At 53.2% G+C, this 19618-nt stretch carries 24 protein-coding genes; 8 read left to right on the forward strand and 16 right to left on the reverse strand.

Features of this window, described 5'->3' with window-relative positions:
* Positions 1-61: 61 nt before the first annotated feature.
* Positions 62-1297, forward strand: coding sequence for an MFS transporter (locus tag ACVBEF_RS03995; protein ID WP_447122650.1), 1236 nt, complete (start codon positions 62-64; stop codon positions 1295-1297).
* 127 nt (positions 1298-1424) lie between these two features.
* Here the strand turns inward: ACVBEF_RS03995 and ACVBEF_RS04000 are convergent, their stop codons facing one another.
* The 5 genes from ACVBEF_RS04000 to ftsY all read right to left on the reverse strand — a co-directional run bounded on the left by ACVBEF_RS04000 (position 1425) and on the right by ftsY (position 5489).
* Positions 1425-1769 carry a DUF1840 domain-containing protein gene (locus tag ACVBEF_RS04000; RefSeq protein WP_447122651.1) on the reverse strand — a complete coding sequence of 115 codons (345 nt, stop codon included), beginning with the start codon at positions 1767-1769 and terminating at the stop codon, positions 1425-1427.
* Between the two features lie 188 nt (positions 1770-1957).
* Positions 1958-2524 (reverse strand): hypothetical protein, encoded by a 567-nt coding sequence (locus ACVBEF_RS04005; RefSeq protein ID WP_447122652.1) that lies wholly within the window; start codon positions 2522-2524, stop codon positions 1958-1960.
* A 74-nt stretch (positions 2525-2598) separates the two neighbouring features.
* Positions 2599-3525: a permease-like cell division protein FtsX gene (ftsX, locus tag ACVBEF_RS04010; protein ID WP_447122677.1), complete on the reverse strand. Its 927-nt coding sequence runs from the start codon at positions 3523-3525 to the stop codon at positions 2599-2601.
* A 5-nt stretch (positions 3526-3530) separates the two neighbouring features.
* Positions 3531-4214, reverse strand: coding sequence for a cell division ATP-binding protein FtsE (locus ACVBEF_RS04015; RefSeq protein WP_447122653.1), 684 nt, complete (start codon positions 4212-4214; stop codon positions 3531-3533).
* A gap of 39 nt (positions 4215-4253) precedes the next feature.
* Positions 4254-5489, reverse strand: coding sequence for a signal recognition particle-docking protein FtsY (gene ftsY, locus ACVBEF_RS04020; RefSeq protein WP_447122654.1), 1236 nt, complete (start codon positions 5487-5489; stop codon positions 4254-4256).
* A gap of 136 nt (positions 5490-5625) precedes the next feature.
* On the opposite strand from ftsY, the gene rsmD reads away from it, so the two are divergent.
* From rsmD to ACVBEF_RS04035, 3 genes are all read left to right on the forward strand, one after another.
* Positions 5626-6309, forward strand: coding sequence for a 16S rRNA (guanine(966)-N(2))-methyltransferase RsmD (gene rsmD, locus ACVBEF_RS04025; RefSeq protein ID WP_447122655.1), 684 nt, complete (start codon positions 5626-5628; stop codon positions 6307-6309).
* 59 nt (positions 6310-6368) lie between these two features.
* On the forward strand, positions 6369-6875 hold the full coding sequence (gene coaD / locus ACVBEF_RS04030) for a pantetheine-phosphate adenylyltransferase (RefSeq protein ID WP_447122656.1): 507 nt from the start codon (positions 6369-6371) through the stop codon (positions 6873-6875).
* 117 nt (positions 6876-6992) lie between these two features.
* Positions 6993-7250, forward strand: a complete 258-nt coding sequence (locus tag ACVBEF_RS04035) for a YfhL family 4Fe-4S dicluster ferredoxin (RefSeq protein WP_447122657.1) — start codon at positions 6993-6995, stop codon at positions 7248-7250.
* 9 nt (positions 7251-7259) lie between these two features.
* Here ACVBEF_RS04035 and ACVBEF_RS04040 read toward each other — a convergent pair whose 3' ends face one another.
* Positions 7260-8177 (reverse strand): MOSC domain-containing protein, encoded by a 918-nt coding sequence (locus ACVBEF_RS04040; protein ID WP_447122658.1) that lies wholly within the window; start codon positions 8175-8177, stop codon positions 7260-7262.
* A 37-nt stretch (positions 8178-8214) separates the two neighbouring features.
* On the opposite strand from ACVBEF_RS04040, the gene ACVBEF_RS04045 reads away from it, so the two are divergent.
* On the forward strand, positions 8215-9150 hold the full coding sequence (locus ACVBEF_RS04045; RefSeq protein ID WP_447122659.1) for an SMP-30/gluconolactonase/LRE family protein: 936 nt from the start codon (positions 8215-8217) through the stop codon (positions 9148-9150).
* Between the two features lie 83 nt (positions 9151-9233).
* Here ACVBEF_RS04045 and ACVBEF_RS04050 read toward each other — a convergent pair whose 3' ends face one another.
* The 10 genes from ACVBEF_RS04050 to ACVBEF_RS04095 form a co-directional block, all read right to left on the reverse strand.
* The gene (locus tag ACVBEF_RS04050; protein WP_447122660.1) at positions 9234-9497 is read right to left on the reverse strand and encodes a DUF2164 domain-containing protein; all 264 of its coding nucleotides are present in this window, start codon (positions 9495-9497) and stop codon (positions 9234-9236) included.
* A gap of 69 nt (positions 9498-9566) precedes the next feature.
* Positions 9567-9779: a hypothetical protein gene (locus tag ACVBEF_RS04055; protein WP_447122661.1), complete on the reverse strand. Its 213-nt coding sequence runs from the start codon at positions 9777-9779 to the stop codon at positions 9567-9569.
* A gap of 100 nt (positions 9780-9879) precedes the next feature.
* Entirely contained in the window at positions 9880-10446 is a 567-nt protein-coding gene (locus tag ACVBEF_RS04060) for a phasin family protein (RefSeq protein ID WP_447122662.1), read from the reverse strand.
* A 34-nt stretch (positions 10447-10480) separates the two neighbouring features.
* Positions 10481-11116 (reverse strand): hemerythrin domain-containing protein, encoded by a 636-nt coding sequence (locus ACVBEF_RS04065; protein ID WP_447122663.1) that lies wholly within the window; start codon positions 11114-11116, stop codon positions 10481-10483.
* Positions 11117-11264: 148 nt separating this feature from the next.
* Complete coding sequence (moaC, locus tag ACVBEF_RS04070) at positions 11265-11768, reverse strand: cyclic pyranopterin monophosphate synthase MoaC (RefSeq protein ID WP_447122664.1); 504 nt, start codon at positions 11766-11768, stop codon at positions 11265-11267.
* A gap of 26 nt (positions 11769-11794) precedes the next feature.
* A complete protein-coding gene (locus ACVBEF_RS04075; RefSeq protein ID WP_447122665.1) occupies positions 11795-12394 on the reverse strand; it encodes a DUF2946 family protein in 600 nt (199 codons plus the stop codon).
* Between the two features lie 188 nt (positions 12395-12582).
* A complete protein-coding gene (locus ACVBEF_RS04080; RefSeq protein WP_447122666.1) occupies positions 12583-13554 on the reverse strand; it encodes a YheT family hydrolase in 972 nt (323 codons plus the stop codon).
* 211 nt (positions 13555-13765) lie between these two features.
* Entirely contained in the window at positions 13766-14197 is a 432-nt protein-coding gene (locus ACVBEF_RS04085) for a YybH family protein (RefSeq protein ID WP_447122667.1), read from the reverse strand.
* A 90-nt stretch (positions 14198-14287) separates the two neighbouring features.
* A complete protein-coding gene (locus ACVBEF_RS04090) occupies positions 14288-14503 on the reverse strand; it encodes a zinc-finger domain-containing protein (RefSeq protein ID WP_447122668.1) in 216 nt (71 codons plus the stop codon).
* Positions 14504-14560: 57 nt separating this feature from the next.
* Positions 14561-15481, reverse strand: a complete 921-nt coding sequence (locus tag ACVBEF_RS04095) for a branched-chain amino acid transaminase (protein ID WP_447122669.1) — start codon at positions 15479-15481, stop codon at positions 14561-14563.
* Between the two features lie 245 nt (positions 15482-15726).
* On the opposite strand from ACVBEF_RS04095, the gene ACVBEF_RS04100 reads away from it, so the two are divergent.
* The 3 genes from ACVBEF_RS04100 to fba form a co-directional block, all read left to right on the forward strand.
* Complete coding sequence (locus ACVBEF_RS04100; protein WP_447122670.1) at positions 15727-16917, forward strand: phosphoglycerate kinase; 1191 nt, start codon at positions 15727-15729, stop codon at positions 16915-16917.
* An 84-nt stretch (positions 16918-17001) separates the two neighbouring features.
* On the forward strand, positions 17002-18435 hold the full coding sequence (gene pyk / locus ACVBEF_RS04105) for a pyruvate kinase (protein ID WP_447122678.1): 1434 nt from the start codon (positions 17002-17004) through the stop codon (positions 18433-18435).
* A 69-nt stretch (positions 18436-18504) separates the two neighbouring features.
* Positions 18505-19618: class II fructose-bisphosphate aldolase (gene fba, locus ACVBEF_RS04110; protein ID WP_447122671.1), on the forward strand; the 1114-nt coding region annotated here is incomplete at its 3' end.

The following is a 19618-nucleotide window of genomic DNA, read 5'->3' on the forward strand; positions in this document are numbered from 1 at the left end:
CTAATCACATCGCCATCGGCAGAATCTCCGTCGCCATCAGTATTTACTCAAAGGCAACAGCATGACCGCAGCAACCGCCTTACCTGTCTCCACCCCCTCACACGCAATACCCACCTGGATCACGCTGTTGCTGGCGATCGCTTGTGGTGCCATTGTTGCCAATCTGTATTACGCCCAGCCACTCATTGGCCTGATAAGTGCCTCCATCCATCTGTCGCCAGCCGCCGCCGGTCTGGTGGTGACGCTATCGCAAGTAGGCTATTGCCTCGGCCTGCTATTTATCGTTCCGCTGGGTGACCTGATTGAAAATCGTCGTCTGGTTGTCTGCGCATTACTGGTCACCGTCGTGGCGCTGATCGCCGCTGCCTTCTCGCAAACGGCATGGGAATTCTTGTTGGCGGCGCTGGTCATTGGCTTGAGTTCGGTCGCTGCACAAGTATTGGTCCCCTATGCCACCTATCTGGCGACACCAGAAAAGCGTGGTCAGGTCGTCGGCAACGTGATGAGCGGCTTGTTGATGGGCATACTGTTGGCGCGTCCCTTGTCTAGCCTGATTGCTAACTTTTGGGGATGGCATGCGGTATTTGCCATGTCGGCGTGCGCCATCAGTCTGTTGACGTTGGTGTTAGCACGGCATTTGCCACCGCGCCATCCTGCGGCCGCCTTGCCATACGGTCGTTTGCTGCAGTCGATGTGGGGTTTGCTCACCTCCACGCCGATTTTGCGTCGGCGTGCCGCGTATCACGCGTTGCTGTTTGCGGCTTTTAGCATGTTCTGGACGGTCATCCCATTACTACTCGCCGGGCCGAGGTTTAATTTGTCGCAAACCGGTATCGCCTTATTTGCACTCGCCGGTGTGATGGGCGCAATTGCCGCCCCCATCGCTGGCAGATTAGCCGACCGTGGATTGACGCGGCCGACAACCGGACTGGCGTTGGTGCTGGTGTTGGTCGCCTATCCGGTGGCCTATATTGGCGCTACCGGATCGCACTTTTCGCTTGGCCTGCTAGTCGTGGCGGCTTTATTGCTGGATATGGGCGTATCGGCCAACTTGGTACTCGGTCAACGCGCTATTTTCTCGCTGGGTGATGCCGTGCGTAGCCGTTTAAATGGCTTGTATATGGCACTATTTTTTGCCGGTGGCGCAATTGGTTCGGCGCTGGGCGGATGGGCCTACGTCTATGGCGGCTGGGGCCTGGTATCGTGGTGCGGGTTTGTGATGCCTTTGCTGGCGCTGCTGTATTACTTTACCGAGTTTCGTAAAGCAGAAAACAGGTCGGGCAGAAGTCTTGCTTGATGGGTGATGAGTGATGCTTAATATTTGATGCAGATTGATGTAATTTTCTCAACAACCGCCTAAGTTGGCAAAGAGCGGTTGTCAGCGGTTACTAAAAAGGTTTATCGACTTATCGATAAACCTTTTTTTAAATACCCCAGAGTACGTCCTTACCAGCCTTGTTGGCGGCGATTAACATCTCTAGCAATGGGCGCGTACGCGCAGCATAAGCAACGTGCTCAATGACTTCATGGCCGTGGTCGTCACCGTTTGCGTTGTGATGCGCGACGACATCGCGTTCAACTTCGGCGGATTTTTCATGGGCCGTGGTTTTGGCGATTTCACCTTGCAGCAATTTGATTGCATGGGTGGTTTCGGCGGCGGTAATAACGCCCATTTTCGGCTCTTTATGAAGCAGTTCGAATATCCGTTGAACGTGATGTTCATACATGACAACGTCAGGGGACGCTTTGCATTTAAAGGTAATTAACATAAAGCCTCAGCATATATTGTTGTTGATTGGGAAATACTATTTGTAGAATACCTGTTTGTTAGCGCGGTCGCCGCTATTGTGACTTCTCGTTACAGTCGTATCAAGTCATATCCTCTATTTTCCTGCGCGCTGTTGCGTAATGTATCGGTCAGGTATCGGCCTAAGTATCGGCCAGCTTTTGACCCGGCTTAGCTGGCCTTGAATGATTCTATAAACATCTCTACATTTTCGCGCTTCACGGTTTTTTGCGGACCGATCACGATGACTTGATAGATATAGTCGCCCTTGCTTTGTAAATGCGCGAACAGTGCCTTCGGTTGACTGTTGTTTTGACTGTTACTTTGACTGTTACTCTCAGCAGCACCGGCTGCCTCCAGAGTAATGCTCAGGGCGCTATCCTGACGTCCGCCAACCGTGTCGCTGTCGGTTTCAGATGTGATGCTGCCATTGATATTCTTGACGAGTGCTGATTTCATCGTCTGGAGCGCTGCAGCGGCCTGGCTGGGATCGCTTATCTTGGCACTACCAACGGCGAATACGGTGTCGTCGATCTCGGTTGCCGTCATGGTCATGTTGACTTTCACGCCGTTGAGGTCAACTTCGCGTGAGAAGGTAGACGCTTTTGCCGGTAGCAATACGCTGAAAGGGGCATCGTTGCCCTGAACCTGCCGCCAATTGAATTTCGGTGAGCACGCGGCGACGAGGACAGTGCCGACGCAAAGCAATAATGCATGTTTGAAAGCAATTTTTAGCACGGTGGAGGGCAGATAACTGCAAAAATGGCGAAGGACCCTATGGTATCCGACTTCACGCTACGGACACCGATGGCTTACGCCAACCGTGCCAAATGACGGCGCACCGACAACACCGCGCCGATGAGTCCCAATCCAGCGCTGGCGGCCAGCAGCATCAAGGTCAAGCCTGGATCGAGCGGGAGTAATAAAAATTCTGACGCATACAATCGAGCAAATTCCGCTATTGCTTGATTGAGTGGCTGCAACCCGAGCGCAACACAGCCCAGCGCGACCCCGCCAGCACTCAAGCCGAGCAACGCGCCGGTGTAATAAAACGGTCGGTGAATAAACGCATTCGTCGCCCCCACGAGCTTGGCGACGGCGATTTCTTCACGTTGCGTCAACACCTGCAAACGCACCGTATTAAATACGACCGCGATCACCACGACCGCCAGCGTGATGGCCAACAATAACAATACCAAGCGCATGATGTGCAGCAAGGCTGCCAGTCGTTTTACCCAATCTGAATCGACCAGTACGCTTTCGACGCCAGAGAGTGCCTTTAGCTGGGCGGTGATGGTGTCAATCTGATTGGCGTCTGCCAGATCCTTGAAGCCCGATAGCTGCAATACATAGGCGTCCGGCAGGGGATTCTGACCCAGTGTGGTGAGTGCATCGGCCAGACCTGTTTTGCCCTTCAAATCATCGAGCGCCTGCTCACGCGGGACGAAGCGGACCCTGGCGTTCTTATCGTGTTTCTGCAAAATGGCGCGAATAGGTGTGGCCAGTGCGCTGGCTTGTTCACGCGGGGTCTCCATTGCGGCGAAGACGCTGATTTCAGGTTGCACCGCCAATTGCTCAGAGACCGGACGGATATTTTCGAGTACCGTCAGACCGGCAAATGGCAGCGCCAATGCAATCGCCACCACCAGCACATTCATGGCAAAACTGCCCGGCGCTTTCGCTAAATGGATGAAAGCATCTACGATCGCCAAGGCATGCTGACGCAGCCAGGTTTTGATGGCGCTCATTTGCCACCTCGCGCGGAGGCATTTTGCCAATGATCGACGATGCGTCCCTGATCGAGAAAAATAACGTGGTTAGCGCTATGCAAAAATTGTTCGTCATGGGTGGAGATCATGCAAGTCACGCCAGCGGCATGAAATGACTTGAGCGCGTTGAGAACATGATCGGCATTGTCCCGATCCAGATTCGCGGTAGGCTCGTCAGCAAGAATGATTTGCGGCCGATTCACGATGGCGCGGGCAATTGCCACGCGCTGTTGCTCGCCACCAGACAGTGTTTGTGGAGACGATCCGGCTTTATCGATCAGGCCCACTTTGTCGAGCGCAGCACGGGCGCGGATTTCAGCCTCTCCCCGGCGCGAACCGGTGACCAGCAACGGCAGCATCACGTTTGCCAACACTGTGCGATCAGCCAGCAGCCGTTGCTCCTGAAAAATCAGCCCAAGATTACGCCGCAGATAAGGAATCCCGGAAGCTTTCAGCTTGCCAACGTTTTGACCGCTCACGGTCAGCGTGCCACTGCCAGGCCGTTCAATAGCGCCGATCATTTTCAACAGCGTTGATTTGCCCGCGCCGCTGGGTCCTGCCAGGAAAATCAGGTCGCCCTTATTCACCGTGAGGGTAATGTCGCGCAAGGCAAAAGTGTCGTGCGTATATTGTTTGGAGACTTGGCTGAATTTAATCATGTAATCAATCGCGTCAGTGTCAGTAAATACGTTATCAGATCAGCGCAGCAACGCATCCACAAAATCGGTCGCATCAAACGGTTGCAGATCTTCGATCTGTTCGCCAACCCCAATGAAATACACCGGAACCGGGCGCGTCATGGCGATGGCTGCCAGGATGCCGCCTTTTGCGGTGCCGTCCAGTTTGGTAATGACCAGACCGGTCAGACCGAGTGCATCGTCGAATGCTTTGACTTGCGCCAATGCATTCTGTCCGGTGTTGCCATCAATCACTAACAGGATTTCATGCGGGGCCGAGGCCATGCCTTTGGTGATCACGCGTTTGACTTTTTTCAGTTCATCCATCAGATGCAACTGCGTTGGCAGACGTCCGGCGGTATCGACCATGACAACGTTGGTCCCACGGGCCTGAGCCGAATGGACGGCGTCGAAAGCGACTGCGGCAGGGTCGCCCGATTCTTGCGCGATGACGCTGACATTATTGCGTTCGCCCCAAATGGTTAATTGCTCGCGGGCAGCGGCGCGGAAAGTGTCGCCAGCAGCCAGCAAGACCGATTGCTGGTGCGCTTGCAGATGCTTGGCCAGCTTACCGATGGTGGTAGTTTTGCCTGCGCCGTTGACGCCAGCGATCATCATCACCAGTGGCTGATGCTTACCGATTTCCATAGGCTTTTGCAGCGGCGTGAGCAACGTAATGAGCAAGGCGCGCAGGGCGGTCTTGACTTGCGCCGCCTCGGTCAGGCGCTCATCTTTGACTTTCTTTTTGAGTGCATTGAGCAAGAACTGCGTTGCCTGGACACCGGCGTCGGAGACCAATAATGCCGACTCCAGCTCTTCGTACAGTGCATCGTCGATTTTGGCGCCGATGAATAAGGTGGTGAGATTGGAAGAGGTTTTCGATAATCCGGTTTTCAAACGCGTGAGCCATGAACGCTTTTGCTCTACGGCAACCTCTGCGGTGATGATGCTCTCTTGCGCGTATTCTTCGTGCGGCGCGATAGATTCCGGCGCAGTTGCCGGGGTAATGATGTCGGCTGGGGCATCGTCTACTGGCGACGGGGCTTCTATATTGGCATCCTTATCGGCATCTTTATGGGTCAGCCGATCAAGCCAGGAGCGTTTTGGCGATTCCGCGACGGCAGTTTCAGCAATGTCAGGCGCTGACGAAGAGATTTCCGACTGTGCAAGTTCGGGCAATGCCGGAGTTGCTGCATCTTGCGATGGATGCAATGAAACGGAATCAGTTTTGGGTTTTTTCTTGAAGAAACTAAACATCAGGGGCCTGGCTCGGAAAGGCGTTCAAATAGGGGGCCGCGCAGAAATTAATCGCAAGGTACAATCCCCGGCATTCTATCAGAGCCGCGCCTTTCAAATTGGCTCCGGCTCGCCTTCTCACCAGCGAAGAACGTAAATGAAACAAAGTAAAAATCCCGTCGCCGTTCATCGTCAAAAACCACCGCAACCGCGTCAGGTGCGTATCATCGGTGGGAAATGGAAACGTACGCCATTGGCCGTGATCGAATGCGAGGGATTGCGCCCGACCCCGGATCGTGTGCGCGAAACGGTATTTAACTGGTTGACGCACATCATCGACGGGCGTTGGTCAGAGGTCCGCTGCCTTGATTTATTCGCCGGAACCGGGGCGCTGGGGTTTGAAGCGGCTAGTCGCGGCGCAGCAGAAGTGCTGATGATTGAGCACAACACGCCAGCGGTGCGCCAGCTAGAGGCGACTAAAACGAAATTAGATGCCAGCACGGTCCAGATTCAACGCGGAGACGCAGCAACGACTTTGCAGGCGTTGGCGGGCCGCATCCATCCTCAAAATAGTGCTGAAAATGTAACTGAATATGCGCGTTTCAACCTCATTTTCCTCGATCCGCCGTATCATCAAGGCTGGCTGGCCAAAACATTACCGCTATGTGAACGTTTGCTGACCGAGCGCGGTCTAGTCTACGTTGAATCCGAACGTGCATTGGGCGATGCCGGCAATGCGGATGAAATCGTACAGCCAGACTGGATGGCCGATTGGGAAGTCGTCCGCGCTGACAAGGCCGGAATAGTGTTCTATCATTTGTTGCAACGAAAGCAATATTAAACTTGCATAATTTTCAGGCATAATGCGCCGTCTGATTGGGGCACTTCGGGGGAAGCAACATGGTTACAGCTGTATATCCAGGAACATTCGATCCACTGACACGCGGGCATGAAGATTTGGTCCGGCGAGCATCGGGATTATTTGACAAATTGGTCGTCGGCGTTGCTGATAGCAAGAGCAAAAAACCCTTTTTTTCTTTGGAAGAGCGGTTATCGATCGCCAATGAAGTATTGGGGCACTACCCCAATGTGCAGGTAGAAAGCTTTTCTGGTTTGCTCAAGGATTTTGTGCGTCAACATGACGCCAACGTCATCATGCGAGGATTGCGTGCCGTATCGGATTTCGAATTTGAGTTTCAGATGGCGGGTATGAATCGCTATTTGTTGCCGGATGTAGAAACATTGTTTTTGACGCCATCAGACCAGTACCAGTTTATTTCCGGCACCATCGTGCGTGAGATTGCCACATTGGGCGGAGATGTGTCGAAATTCGTTTTCCCTTCGGTTGAAAAATGGCTCAAGGAAAAACTGGCCGCACAGGCTGTGATTGAGCAAGGTAAGGTATAAAATTGTTTTCTGCCGGTCGGTTTCGCCGCCCGGCTACGCCTTAAAAGAACACCTAAGAACACCTAAGAACACCTAAGAACACCTAAGAACACCTAAGAACACCCCAAGAGCATCCTCATGGCATTACTGATTACCGATGACTGTATTAATTGCGACGTTTGCGAACCCGAGTGCCCGAACGGTGCGATTTATATGGGGCCGCTGATTTATGAAATCGATCCGACTAAATGCACCGAATGCGTCGGGCATTTTAACGAGCCGCAATGTCAGCAAGTATGCCCCGTCAGTTGTATTCCCTTTGACCCTGCCTGGCATGAAAGCAAGGAGCAGTTGCAGGCCAAGTACGAGCACTTACAGGCCGAGATTAAGGCTTAGGCCACACCATCAGAACGCCAGTTCGAACGCAATCTCTTGCCCGACCCGCAATACCTCTTCATCGCCTTCCAGCAAAATCATATTCATCCCAAATGTAATCCCACCATCGACCCTCGGATTGGCGCGATAGGTCTGCAAAATATCCATCGGATCAGGGCCGTGTTTGCCGGTGGCCTGATCAATAGACGGGATCGGGCAGCGCGGGCAGGGTTTTACCGGTTGCAAACGGACTTTGTCGGTGCTGAAAGTGTCGGCAAAGTCTTCTTCAAACGCCGCGATCCCATCGATGACGATGTTGGGGCGGAACCGATTCATCGGCAGTGCATCCCGTCCTTGCGCCATCAATTTTTGATTCAGATCATCAAGCGAGGCTTGTGAGGTCAGCAGCATCGGATAGCCGTCAGCAAATAGTATTGGCGTTAGCCGTTCCCCGGTCCATTTTTTGCTCGCCAGACGCAAGCTGGCTGGATCAAAGCGCACTAGTCGACAAGGCACGCCAATAATTGTAGTGAACCATTGCGCAATAGTGTCATGGCAATCTTGCGCGACAAGACTGTCATCCCAGACCGAAACAGAAAGCGCCGAGCCTTTTGATGCGCGCGCAATATCCAGCACAGCCATACCTGGTGCGCTCAGACGCATCCCCTCGGCGTGCAGACTGGGGACGATCAAGGCCATTTGCGGATACTCGCGCTGGGTGAGAAATCGACCGGTACTATCAACCACCATCCATTGGCGATCATGCGTATGCAGATGTCGCAAACCTGATGGCGTCAAGGTGGCTTGTTTCAGGTCTATCCCGGCGCAGGATTTGATCGGATAAATATGCAGTGAAGTGATGGTCGGCATGATGGTTGGAATAGCAGAGAATGTCGCAGCATAAAACACTTCGTTGGTGTTTAGCGCTTTTGCTGCGTACCATTGCATGATCGTCTCTTTACCGTCCAAGTTTAAGGAAAAATGAATGAATAAATTCACGTGCATCATCGACACCCCGGCCAAGCTAGGCGAATGCCCGCGTTGGGACGATATTCACCAACGCCTCTATTGGGTCGATATTCTTGCGCCAGCAATCCATTTCTTCAGCCCCGGCGATGACGGTGGCAAAGGCGAACAACAAACATTACCGGTAGCCGAACATATCGGTTGTTTTTCGCTCACCGATGATGGCGGCTTTATCGCCGGTATGCGCTCCGGAATCTGGCTATTGAACGCTAACGGCGAGCAAGTTACAAAGCTGGCCGATAACCCTGAAAATCAAGCCTGGAGCCGCTTCAACGATGGCCGCTGCGATAGTCAGGGACGATTCTGGGCCGGTACGCTCGATGAGCCTAAAGCTGGCAGCAATGCGCATTTATACCGTTTTGATGCACGGGGCTTAGCTGCCATGGATGCCGACATACTCACCTCAAATGGCCTCGCTTTCAGTCCTGACGAGCGCTGGATATATCACTCAGATACGCCCAATTTTGTGATCTGGCGGCATGCTTACGACGCCGCTAGCGGTGCGCTGGGTAGTAAAGAAGTGTGGGTGCGTTTTACCCCAACGGCAGAAGATCGCGGTCGTCCCGATGGCGCGGCGGTCGATAGCGAGGGCTATTACTGGAGTGCGTTATATGAAGGTGGCCGGATCGTCCGCATTTCTCCCGCTGGTGAAGTGGTCGAATCGTATCCGCTACCTGCGCGTTGTCCGACGATGTGCGCGTTTGGCGGTAGCGATTTGCGTACGTTATACGTCACCAGCGCCAGCGCAGGCCGCCCGGAAGCAGAGTTGCAGCAATATCCACAATCCGGCGGCGTCTTTGCGATGTGTGTCACCGTGCCGGGGTTGCCGGAGCCGCGGTTCCGCACAGAAATAGGACTTACGAAAAATCGCCCCAGCGGCGTTGTGCTTTCCTAGGCGTACTGGCGTACTAGCGAGCGTACTGTCTGCGTCGGCACGCCTTGCTGGAACAATTTGCGTAAGTCCTATTCCGATGGCCATCAGCGACGCCGAGGATGTTTTTTCCAATAAGTGAACTCTTCCTGATGAATCTCAATATCTAGTTCCTGAACACGTTGTCCAAGCCGCTCTTGAGCATCCAGAACGGCTTTGTTGTAAATCGACGGACCAATTTCTTCCAGAATAAAGGCTAGCAATGCGCCAGCCTGAAGATTGCCGATGGGCTCTTCCATATGTTGCGCAAAATAACGTTCAATGGAGTTGATGGCTTCTTGACGGGTTTCTTTTTCGAGTTCGATAGACATGTTGATCGCGTTGTGGGGGAGTGAGGCGAATATAACGCGGGGAGGCTCATTGCATGGAAAGTGAGGGCGCTACCCCATCCCTCTCCCGCCATCTTTACTTGTAGCAATTTCAAATAAATCAAAGGCATCGTTATATAAAAACGATTTTTTTATTGGCGTGCTGTAATCGGTCGAACCCTCATAGGCAATCACCTTTTGTTCGCAATCATGCTTCGTTCTTGCGATGATCGATTCAGCGCTGTCGTCTTTTAAATGTTCGGCAATCCAATAAGTCAGCTTCATTATTTCTCCGTGTTTTCTGTCTCAAGGTTGCCTCATTTTAGTCTGTGCGCAATCGATTGTGTTACGTACAGATAAATAACTGCAGTGTTATTAATGATCATCAATGCGTGGTCCTGGCGGTTTGATCTCCTCCTTTTTTGCGTGATGCAGGATGGATCGTATCCATCGCTGGTTGACTTTGCTCAGTAGCCGCCTCGTCGGTTAAATGTGCTGCGTTTGTGTATGCATCGCGCGTGGTTTCCCAGGTTGATTTGAACATGTCGGAAATCTGTTGAGAGTTCAATGTAATATTTTTTGTCCATTCAGTCATCAGTTCAGCTCTTCGGCGGCCAGCTTCGGCGATGGTTTCCACCATGGCTTTACTGCGTGCCGTCTGCATGTCGGAGGCAAGGCGCATGACCTCGCTACCGTAATAGATGGCACTTTGCATTTCGCGTTTGATATGCGTGGCACCAACGGAGTAAGCATCTTGTGAGTTGGGTGCGCTTAAGAGTTCTTTGGCGGCGGCCGTTGACTCTGCTAGCGTCGCCTTCACAAGATCCGTATTGAGCCGCATCAACTCTGCGACGCATTCGCCCGCTTGATTGCCGAGGTCTGCCGTAATGGCGTGCTGCGCCTGGGCATGCGTTTTGAGGGTATTGGTAAGTTGTTCGAAGGATGTGGGCATGGTCTTCTCCTGAAAAAAATTCGACTCGGATTCGCTAACAGTTCAGGCCGTTGGCAGATTGCGCATGCATAGTCTGATCAACGATTACATTGCCGCCGACCACGAGTGTCATCAGTGCGTCCGATAATGCAAGGTTGTCTGAATCGAATCGGTCAATATGGTTGGAAAGTGGTTTGCGCACGACATCCGTTGATAAAAATTGTGCACCTATCGCAAACCATGCATCGTTGGATAAAACGCGTTGCGCGAGCGGTAGTAATTCTTTTTCTTCCTTGGCAAGTCGCTCAAGCAGCACGTTGCAATATCGTTCAATCAGTGCGTAAAACTCTGTTATTTCTATCGCACTGTGCGCCAATGACAGCCGTACCCACTCTTGGACAGAGTCCAGAAGTTGGCGGGCAATGGTATTGGATGCTTGCAATTCGGCAAGCAGCAGATTGGCTTCTTGTGTGGCCTGTTGGACGGCCGGAATGACGTAGGTTTCGATTTTTCGTCGATGACAAGATCCGTCGAGTTTGGCAAACTGATCGATCACAGACGTCAGCGTCGCAGCATCAAGACGCTGCCGGTTGGCAAAGCTGTGCAGTAATTGTTGCGCTGAGGATAAGAGGTTATGTACTCTCTTTTGCTCGGTCGATAAACTGAGAAAAGCATAAGTCGTCGTAAGCATCATTTCTCCGAGAGTAAATACCGTCCGAGGAACGGGCAGCATAGATGTAGAGAGCAGTAACTTGTTCGTTTAAGCTTAAGGCAGAGAAAAAAGTATAGGCCGGAGAAAATCAAATCGCAAGAAGGGTTAGCAGTAATCGGGCAATTTTTTAGTCCGTCAGAGCCGTCCAATCGCCCGACTTTCCGCCATGCTTTTCCAGCACCCGCACATCCGTCATGACCATTCCCCGATCAGCCGCTTTACACATATCGTAAATGGTCAGCAGACCGACCTGAACGGCGGTGAGCGCCTCCATCTCAACACCGGTCTTGCCGACCGTCTCAGCCTGGACCGTACAACTGATACTGGACTGCGGCACGTCGACAGAAAAATCAACCTTCACTCTTGTCAGCGCCAATGGATGGCACAGTGGAATGAGGTCGCTGGTGCGTTTGGTGGCCATGATGGCGGCGATGCGGGCGATGCCAAGGACGTCGCCTTTTTTTGCGCTACCTGAGGTGATCAGTAATAGCGTCGCCGGTTGCATGCGGATCGTGCCGCTGGCGATGGCGATGCGATGCGTGTCTTGCTTTGCGCCGACATCAACCATGTGCGCCTGGCCTGTATGGTCAAAGTGGGTCAGGGGGGATGTCGTAGTCGTTGTATTGGTCATGGTAGGGTTGGTTTTGTGGAGATCAATTAGTGACGGGGACGCTGCACAAATGTGAATCTGAGCGGCAGATCAGCGCTTGCGATACGCGCAACCGCCAGCGGTCTTTCTTTATATTGCAAGGTCATCTCAGCCCCATCTTCATCAGCAGGCGCTACCAGCCATTCCAGCAGGCATTCATCGGCAACGCTTGCACCGTTGATGCGTAAGCCGGTCATCCATTCTGCGATGTCGCGATCATCGAGTGCGGCGATTTTGTTGCCTGTTAAAAATAAGGGCTGACCTTGTTCTGTCAGCCAAACGTTATCAATGGTGTTCAATACTTCACCGGTCTGTAGCACTAATCCCAGTAACGGATCAGTGTGGGCGATATACGGCGTCAGTGCCAGATCCACGTACACACACTGCGGACCGTTTTGAAAATAGCCGCGGCCTTGAGCATCAACGCTGTAATTGCGATTAATGAAGGCGCACAAGGCGGTATGCATGATCTTGTTACCCGGTAAATCATGACGCTGAGTTTCTTCGTCGCGCATGCGCCACGCGCCGCGCGCATCCAACGCCAGCCAGCCAAAGCAGGCGGGTACGTCGGGCCATTTAGTCATTGCTTTCTTGACGATGTCATCCATCTTGATGCAGTTCCTTGGTTCTATTGAGAGGTATTGATCGTGCTAGTACGTGTTGACATTGCGTTCAAAAAATTCATTCGTACTGAGTAGCCCTTTAGGGCGTATCGAAGTATATGCATACTTCTGTCACTCTTCGATACGGCACTTCGTGCCTACTCAGTCCGAACGGGGTAATGGCGCTTCATACATCAGGCGGCTAACAAAAATCGCACGATACGCTGCGGTAGCCAGTCTACCCGGCCCGGCGGCGCACCAACGGGAAAACCGACATGGCCGCCTTCTGCCGGATATTCCAACGTGACGCAGGCCGCAGCGCTGCGGGGTAAATGCTGCGGCGGTAGAAACGGATCGTTCCTGGCGTTGAGCACTAAGGTAGGCACGGCGATGTCGTTCAAAACATGTTTTGCGCTGGCGCGATCCCAATAGTCGTCGGTGTCGCGATAACCGTGTAGCGGGGCGGTGACAATATTGTCGAAGGCATGCAAATCACGGGCGTTGAGCATGCCCTCGCGATCGAACAAGCTGGGAAACTGGGCTAGTTTATTGAGCGATTTGGTTTTCATGGTGCGCAGAAAAACCCGCGTATATAACATATTGAAGCCATGCGACAAGGCCGTGCCGCCGCCTGCCAGATCGAGCGGTGCTGAGATGGCGCAAGCGGCGTCCACGATGCAAGCCTGCTGTTGCGATTCTCCCAGCCAACGCAACAATGCATTGCCGCCAAGTGAGACGCCTGTGGCATACAGTTTGCTGAATTTTTTTTGCGTGCGGGAGGCCGCCAGACGCCGCAAAATCCAGTCCACTTCCGTCGCATCACCAGAGTGATAAAAGCGCGGAGCCAGATTGATTTCACCGGAGCAACCACGAAAATGGGGTGCCGCGCCAGACCACCCCATCGCTGCTGCATGCGCCATCAATGCGCGTGAATAATGGCTGTCGGAAGACCCTTCCAGACCATGAAACATCACCACCATTGGCTTGCCGGGCTGTCCGTCGACGAAGTCGATATCGATGAAATCCCCATCCGGCGTATTCCAACGCTCGCGTCGATAAGTAACGACGGGTTTGGTGATGCAAGTCGATGGATAAATGGTTTGCAAATGACCGCCCGGCAACCATAGGGGGGCGATGTAAGACGAATTAGGAGCAATGGAGGCCATGATGCGACGCTTCTGGTTGGTGGATTTATTTTGAAGGCGCTACTCACGCTTCTATCGTACTGCTGATCGGTCCATCATTACCATCTAAATTTTGTAATTTCCACAACAATTTGGCGCGCAATTTAAGAAAGCAGACCAGTCCGCAAAAACACCGTGATGAATGCTTTTCATCCTTCGCCACGCAAACGATTTTTTTTATAACTTTGCAGATTCAATGCAACAGATTTGTCGCCAAAATATCTTCCGGAGCCTGACCCGGTGCGATGGAAGCGTGATGCAATACGATGCGCCAACCCTTGGGAGTTTTGATGTAGGCGTTGGTCGTCAGAATATGCATCTCTGTGACCTGTTCACCGCTACGATTGACGTCTTCAATCAGATTGTGAATGCTGCTCGTCATCGTGTGCGAGGCATGGATTTTTCGGGTGCGAATATGCACGCCGCCGCGCTCAAACAGGGTTTCATAGGCCCCGCGAATGGCGGCGTGTCCAATGAGGCGCGGTGCACCTGGATGGACGCAGACGATTTCTTCATCATCTGCCCATAACGCCATCATGGCCTCAATGTCAGCGCTGCCTAGCGCGTCATAAAAAGCGGTTTCAATGTCATCGGCTGAACCATGGATTTGTTTTGCACGTGGCATGCTTACTCCTTACCAAATTTAAAAAACAACAAGGGAGCGCACCGCACTCCCTTGTTGCCGTCTACGCATTAAGTTCGTATTAACGTCGCATCAATGCGCCTTTATGACAGCACCCGGTTTCATACAATATTCGGTGCCGCAATACGGACATTTAGCGCGCCCGGTTTTCGTCATGTCGAGAAACACGCGAGGATGCGAGGACCATATCGGCATAAGCGGATTGGGGCAATGCGCTGGCAAATCTTTGCCATCGAGTTCGACGACTGCTTGCGGGTTTGCTGTACTAATGGTGCTTGTTGCGGTCATGTCATTCTCCGAATTACGGGATTGTTGGTTGCTTAAAATGGGACAGTGTTCGTGGTTTTACACCAACGTCAGCCATTCCTGATATGTCGACGACTTGCCGCCAACGACGTCAAAAAACAGGCTTTGAATTTTTTCAGTGATCGGACCACGCATGCCGTCGCCGATGGTGCGATTGTCGAGTTCGCGGATCGGTGTGATTTCAGCCGCTGTGCCGGTAAAAAAAGCTTCGTCGCAGCAATAGACTTCATCGCGGGTAATGCGTTTTTCGACGACCTCGATCCCGTTGTCGCGTGCCATTTTTAGTACGGCGTCACGGGTAATGCCGTCCAGGCAGGAGGCCAGATCAGGCGTGTAAATTTTGCCGCTTTTAACGATAAAGACGTTTTCGCCAGACCCTTCCGAGACATAGCCGTCGGTGTCGAGCAACAATGCTTCATCGTAGCCATCGGCCAGCGCTTCCTGATTGGCGAGGATGGAGTTGATGTAATAACCGCTGGCTTTAGCACGCACCATTGAGACGTTGACGTGATGTCGGCTAAATGACGAGGTTTTGACGCGGATCCCTTTAGCCAGCCCGTCTTCGCCCAGATAAGCGCCCCAAGGCCAGGCCGCAATGGCGACATGGATCGTATTGCCCTTAGGCGAGATGCCGAGTTTGTCCGACCCGATCCAGATCAGCGGACGCATGTAACAGGACTCCAGCTTATTCTCACGAACGACCTGAATTTGTGCATCGATCAGCGTTTCCAGATCGTACGGAACTTGCATCTGGAAAATCTTGGCAGAGTTCAGCAGGCGCTGGGTATGCTCCTTCAAGCGAAAAATCGCCGCACCTTTGTCGGTTTTATAAGCGCGCACACCCTCAAAGACCGCCATGCCGTAGTGCAACGAATGCGTGAGCACATGCACATTGGCATCGCGCCAATCGATTAGTTGGCCGTCTTTCCAAATTTTCCCGTCGCGGTCTGACATAGACATGGTGAATCTCCGGTGATGCAGTGGTGAATGGGGTAAGGGGATGTGTTTTTGTAACGACAGCCCGGCGAATAATCCAACATTTTAACGGATTCAGGTCAACGCCGAGATTGCTTAATCCCTTGCCTGTCACACTACAACATTGTGTTGCGCCTTGGAAAGACTGGCTAAAACGGTGTTTTTGAGAGGGCGAGTGCTGTAAAATGACCGGTTTTCCTCCCCCCACTGTGCCACTGTGCCGGATCGACATGACATTTAATCGACTGAGCGACTTGATCGCGCAAGACCAACTGCAAGGCAAGCGTGTTTTTATCCGCGCCGACCTCAATGTGCCGCAAAACAACAACGGCAGCATCTCTGAAGATACCCGTATTCGCGCCTCGATACCGGCCATTCGTGCGGCGCTCGACGCTGGCGCTGCGGTCATGGTGACTTCGCATCTGGGACGTCCGACAGAGGGCGATTTCCAACCGGCCGACACGTTGGCACCGATTGCGGCACGCATGTCGGAGCTGTTAGATCAACCGGTTGAATTACGTCAAAACTGGCTCGATGGCGTCGAAGTTGACCCCGGCCAGGTGGTCTTGCTAGAAAATTGCCGCGTCAACAAAGGCGAAAAAAAGAATGACGACGCCCTGGCGCAAAAGATGGCCGCGCTATGCGACATCTACGTCAACGATGCGTTCGGCACTTCTCATCGGGCCGAAGCCACGACCCACGGGATCGCCAAATTTGCACCCATCGCCTGCGCCGGACCGTTGCTGGCGGCGGAACTCGATGCCCTGGGCAAAGCGCTGAATCAGCCTGCCCGTCCATTGGTGGCCATTGTTGCCGGCTCCAAAGTATCGAGCAAGCTGACCATTCTTAAAGCGCTGGCCGATAAGGTCGATAATCTGATCGTCGGCGGCGGTATCGCCAACACATTTTTACTCGCAGCCGGTTTTAAAATCGGTAAATCGCTGGCTGAAATCGATTTGGTCGAGGACGCCCGCGCGATCATCGACATGATGGCCCAGCGCGGCGCATCAGTGCCGATTCCGGTGGACGTGGTTTGCTCAAAAGAATTTTCGGCAGCCGCAACCGCTGTCATCAAAGATGTCAGCGACGTAGAAGACGACGACATGATTCTCGATATCGGCCCTAAAACGGCAGCGATGTTGGCCGCGCAAATTGCGCAGGCTGGCACCGTGGTCTGGAACGGGCCGGTTGGCGTATTCGAATTCGATCAGTTTGGTGAGGGTACGAAAACACTGGCGCTGGCGATTGCAAACGCCAAAGCATTTTCGATTGCTGGCGGTGGTGACACCTTAGCGGCGATTGCCAAATACCAGATTGCCGACCAGATTGACTATATTTCGACCGGCGGCGGTGCTTTTCTGGAGTTTTTGGAAGGCCGGACATTGCCTGCTGTTGAAATTTTGCAACAGCGCGCTGGTTAATTCAGCCGCATTCCACTGTACTTAGCCGCACTAAATAGTTTTACATATTTACTTCCAGTAAAGGTCGTCATGTTAAAGCCAGTCATGCAAAGAGCTACCAAGATTGTCGCCACCATCGGACCGGCATCGAGCGATGCTGAGACACTCACGCGGATGTTTAACGCAGGCGTGGATGTGGTGCGGTTGAACTTTTCGCATGGTAAGGCCCAGGATCATATCGACCGTGCCTTGCTGGTGCGTGAAATCGCGGCAAAATGCGGCCGTCAGGTAGCGATTATGGCCGACTTGCAAGGCCCCAAAATCCGGGTGGGCAAGTTTGAGCAGGGCAAGATTGAACTCATCAATGGCGCACAATTTATCCTCGACTCCGATTGCGCACTTGGCAATCAGGAGCGCGCTGGTCTCGATTACAAAGCACTGCCGCGCGATCTGAAAATCGCCGATGTGCTGCTACTCAATGATGGCCTCATCGTGTTGGTGGTGGAGCGTATCATCGGCAATGAAATCCACACCGTAGTCAAAGTCGGCGGCGAGCTCTCCAACAACAAGGGCATCAATCGCCAGGGCGGCGGCTTGTCGGCCCCTGCGCTGACTTCCAAGGATATGGACGACATCAAAACGGCGATGAGTTTTCAGGCCGATTATGTCGCGGTGTCGTTCCCTAAAAATGCGACCGATATGGAAATGGCGCGGCAATTGGCCAATGTGGCCGGCGAAGCCTTCAACCACAAACCGATGATGATCGCCAAGATCGAACGGGCAGAAGCGATTCCGGTCTTGCAATCGATTCTGGATGCCTCCGACGGCATCATGGTCGCGCGCGGCGACCTGGCCGTAGAAGTCGGCAATGCCGCCGTGCCAGCGCTGCAAAAGCGCATGATCAAGATGGCGCGGGCATCCAACAAACTGACGATTACCGCGACTCAGATGATGGAATCGATGATCGTCAACGCCGTGCCGACCCGGGCCGAAGTGTCCGACGTTGCCAACGCCGTGCTCGATGGCACCGATGCGGTCATGACCTCGGCGGAAACCGCATCCGGTCGTTATCCGGTCGAGACGGTGGAAGCCATGGCCGCCATTTGTCTGGAAGCCGAAAAGTCCGAAGATTGCAAACTCGACGCCGATTTTCTCAACGTCACTTTCACCCGGATCGACCAGTCGATTGCCTATGGCGCGCTGTTCACCGCGCATCATTTACGCGTTAAAGCGATCGCTGCGCTGACCGAATCCGGCTCAACGGCGCTATGGATGAGCCGTCACAGTATCGATATCCCGATTTTCGCCATTACTCCAAGCGTTCAGACGCGCCGTAAGGCTGCGCTGTATCGCAATGTGACGTCGCTGGAGCTTGCCCAGTCGGCAGACCGTGACGCGGTCTTGCGCGCTGCGCAGAATCTGCTGGTAGCCCAAGGCGTGGTGCAGTCGGGTGACCTCGTGGTGGTGACCTGGGGCGAGCCGATGGGGCAAATCGGTGGGACGAACGCCTTCAAGATCATGACGATCGGTGAATATTAGGCCAACTACCGGGCCAACATGCCCTACATCACCGACAACAACTGAATTTATTACAATCGGAGTATCAACATGTCTCTCGTTTCCATGCGTCAATTGCTGGACCATGCTGCAGAATTCAGCTACGGCATCCCGGCGTTTAATGTCAACAATCTGGAACAAATCACCGCCATCATGCAGGCCGCCGATGAAGTCGGCGCGCCAGTCATCATGCAAGCCTCCGCCGGTGCACGCAAATATGCTGGCGAAGCATTTTTGCGGCATTTGATCGAAGCCGCAGTTGAGGCTTATCCGCACATTCCGGTAGTGATGCATCAGGATCACGGTCAGACCCCGGCTGTCTGTATGGCGGCGATCCGCTCCGGCTTTACCTCGGTGATGATGGACGGCTCATTGACTGAAGACGGCAAGACCGTTGCCAGCTATGAATACAACATCGAAGTCTCACGCAAAGTTGTCGAGTTTTCGCACGCCATTGGTGTCACGGTTGAGGCCGAACTGGGTGTACTCGGTTCGCTCGAAACCATGATGGGCGATAAAGAAGACGGTCACGGCGCAGACGGAAAAATGACCCGCGAACAGTTGCTCACCGATGTTGCGCAAGCGGCGGATTTCGTTGCCAGAACACAGTGCGATGCGTTGGCAATTGCGATTGGCACGTCACACGGCGCGTACAAGTTTTCACGCAAGCCGACGGGCGATATTCTGGCTATTGAGCGCATCAAAGAAATTCACGTTCGGATTCCGAACACGCATCTGGTGATGCACGGATCGTCATCCGTCCCGCAAGAGTTGTTAGCCGAGATACGCGAATTTGGCGGTGACATGAAAGAAACCTACGGCGTGCCGGTAGAAGAAATTCAGGAAGGCATCCGTCACGGCGTGCGCAAGATCAATATCGACACCGATATCCGTCTGGCAATGACCGGCGCGATCCGTCGCTACCTGATTGAAAACCCAAGCAAATTCGATCCACGCGATTATCTGAAACCGGCACGCGAAGCGGCACAGGCTGTGGTTAAGGCGCGCTTTCTGGCGTTTGGTTGTGAAGGTCAGGCTGCTAAGATCAAGCCATTGACACTGGAAAAAATGGCAGAGAAATACAAAAAAGGCGCACTCGCGCAGATCGTGCAAATCGATTCGTGCTTGTCCGTGGTACTCGGCATAGAACTACTGAGTCGGAGAC

Source organism: Glaciimonas sp. GG7 (assembly GCF_052976905.1).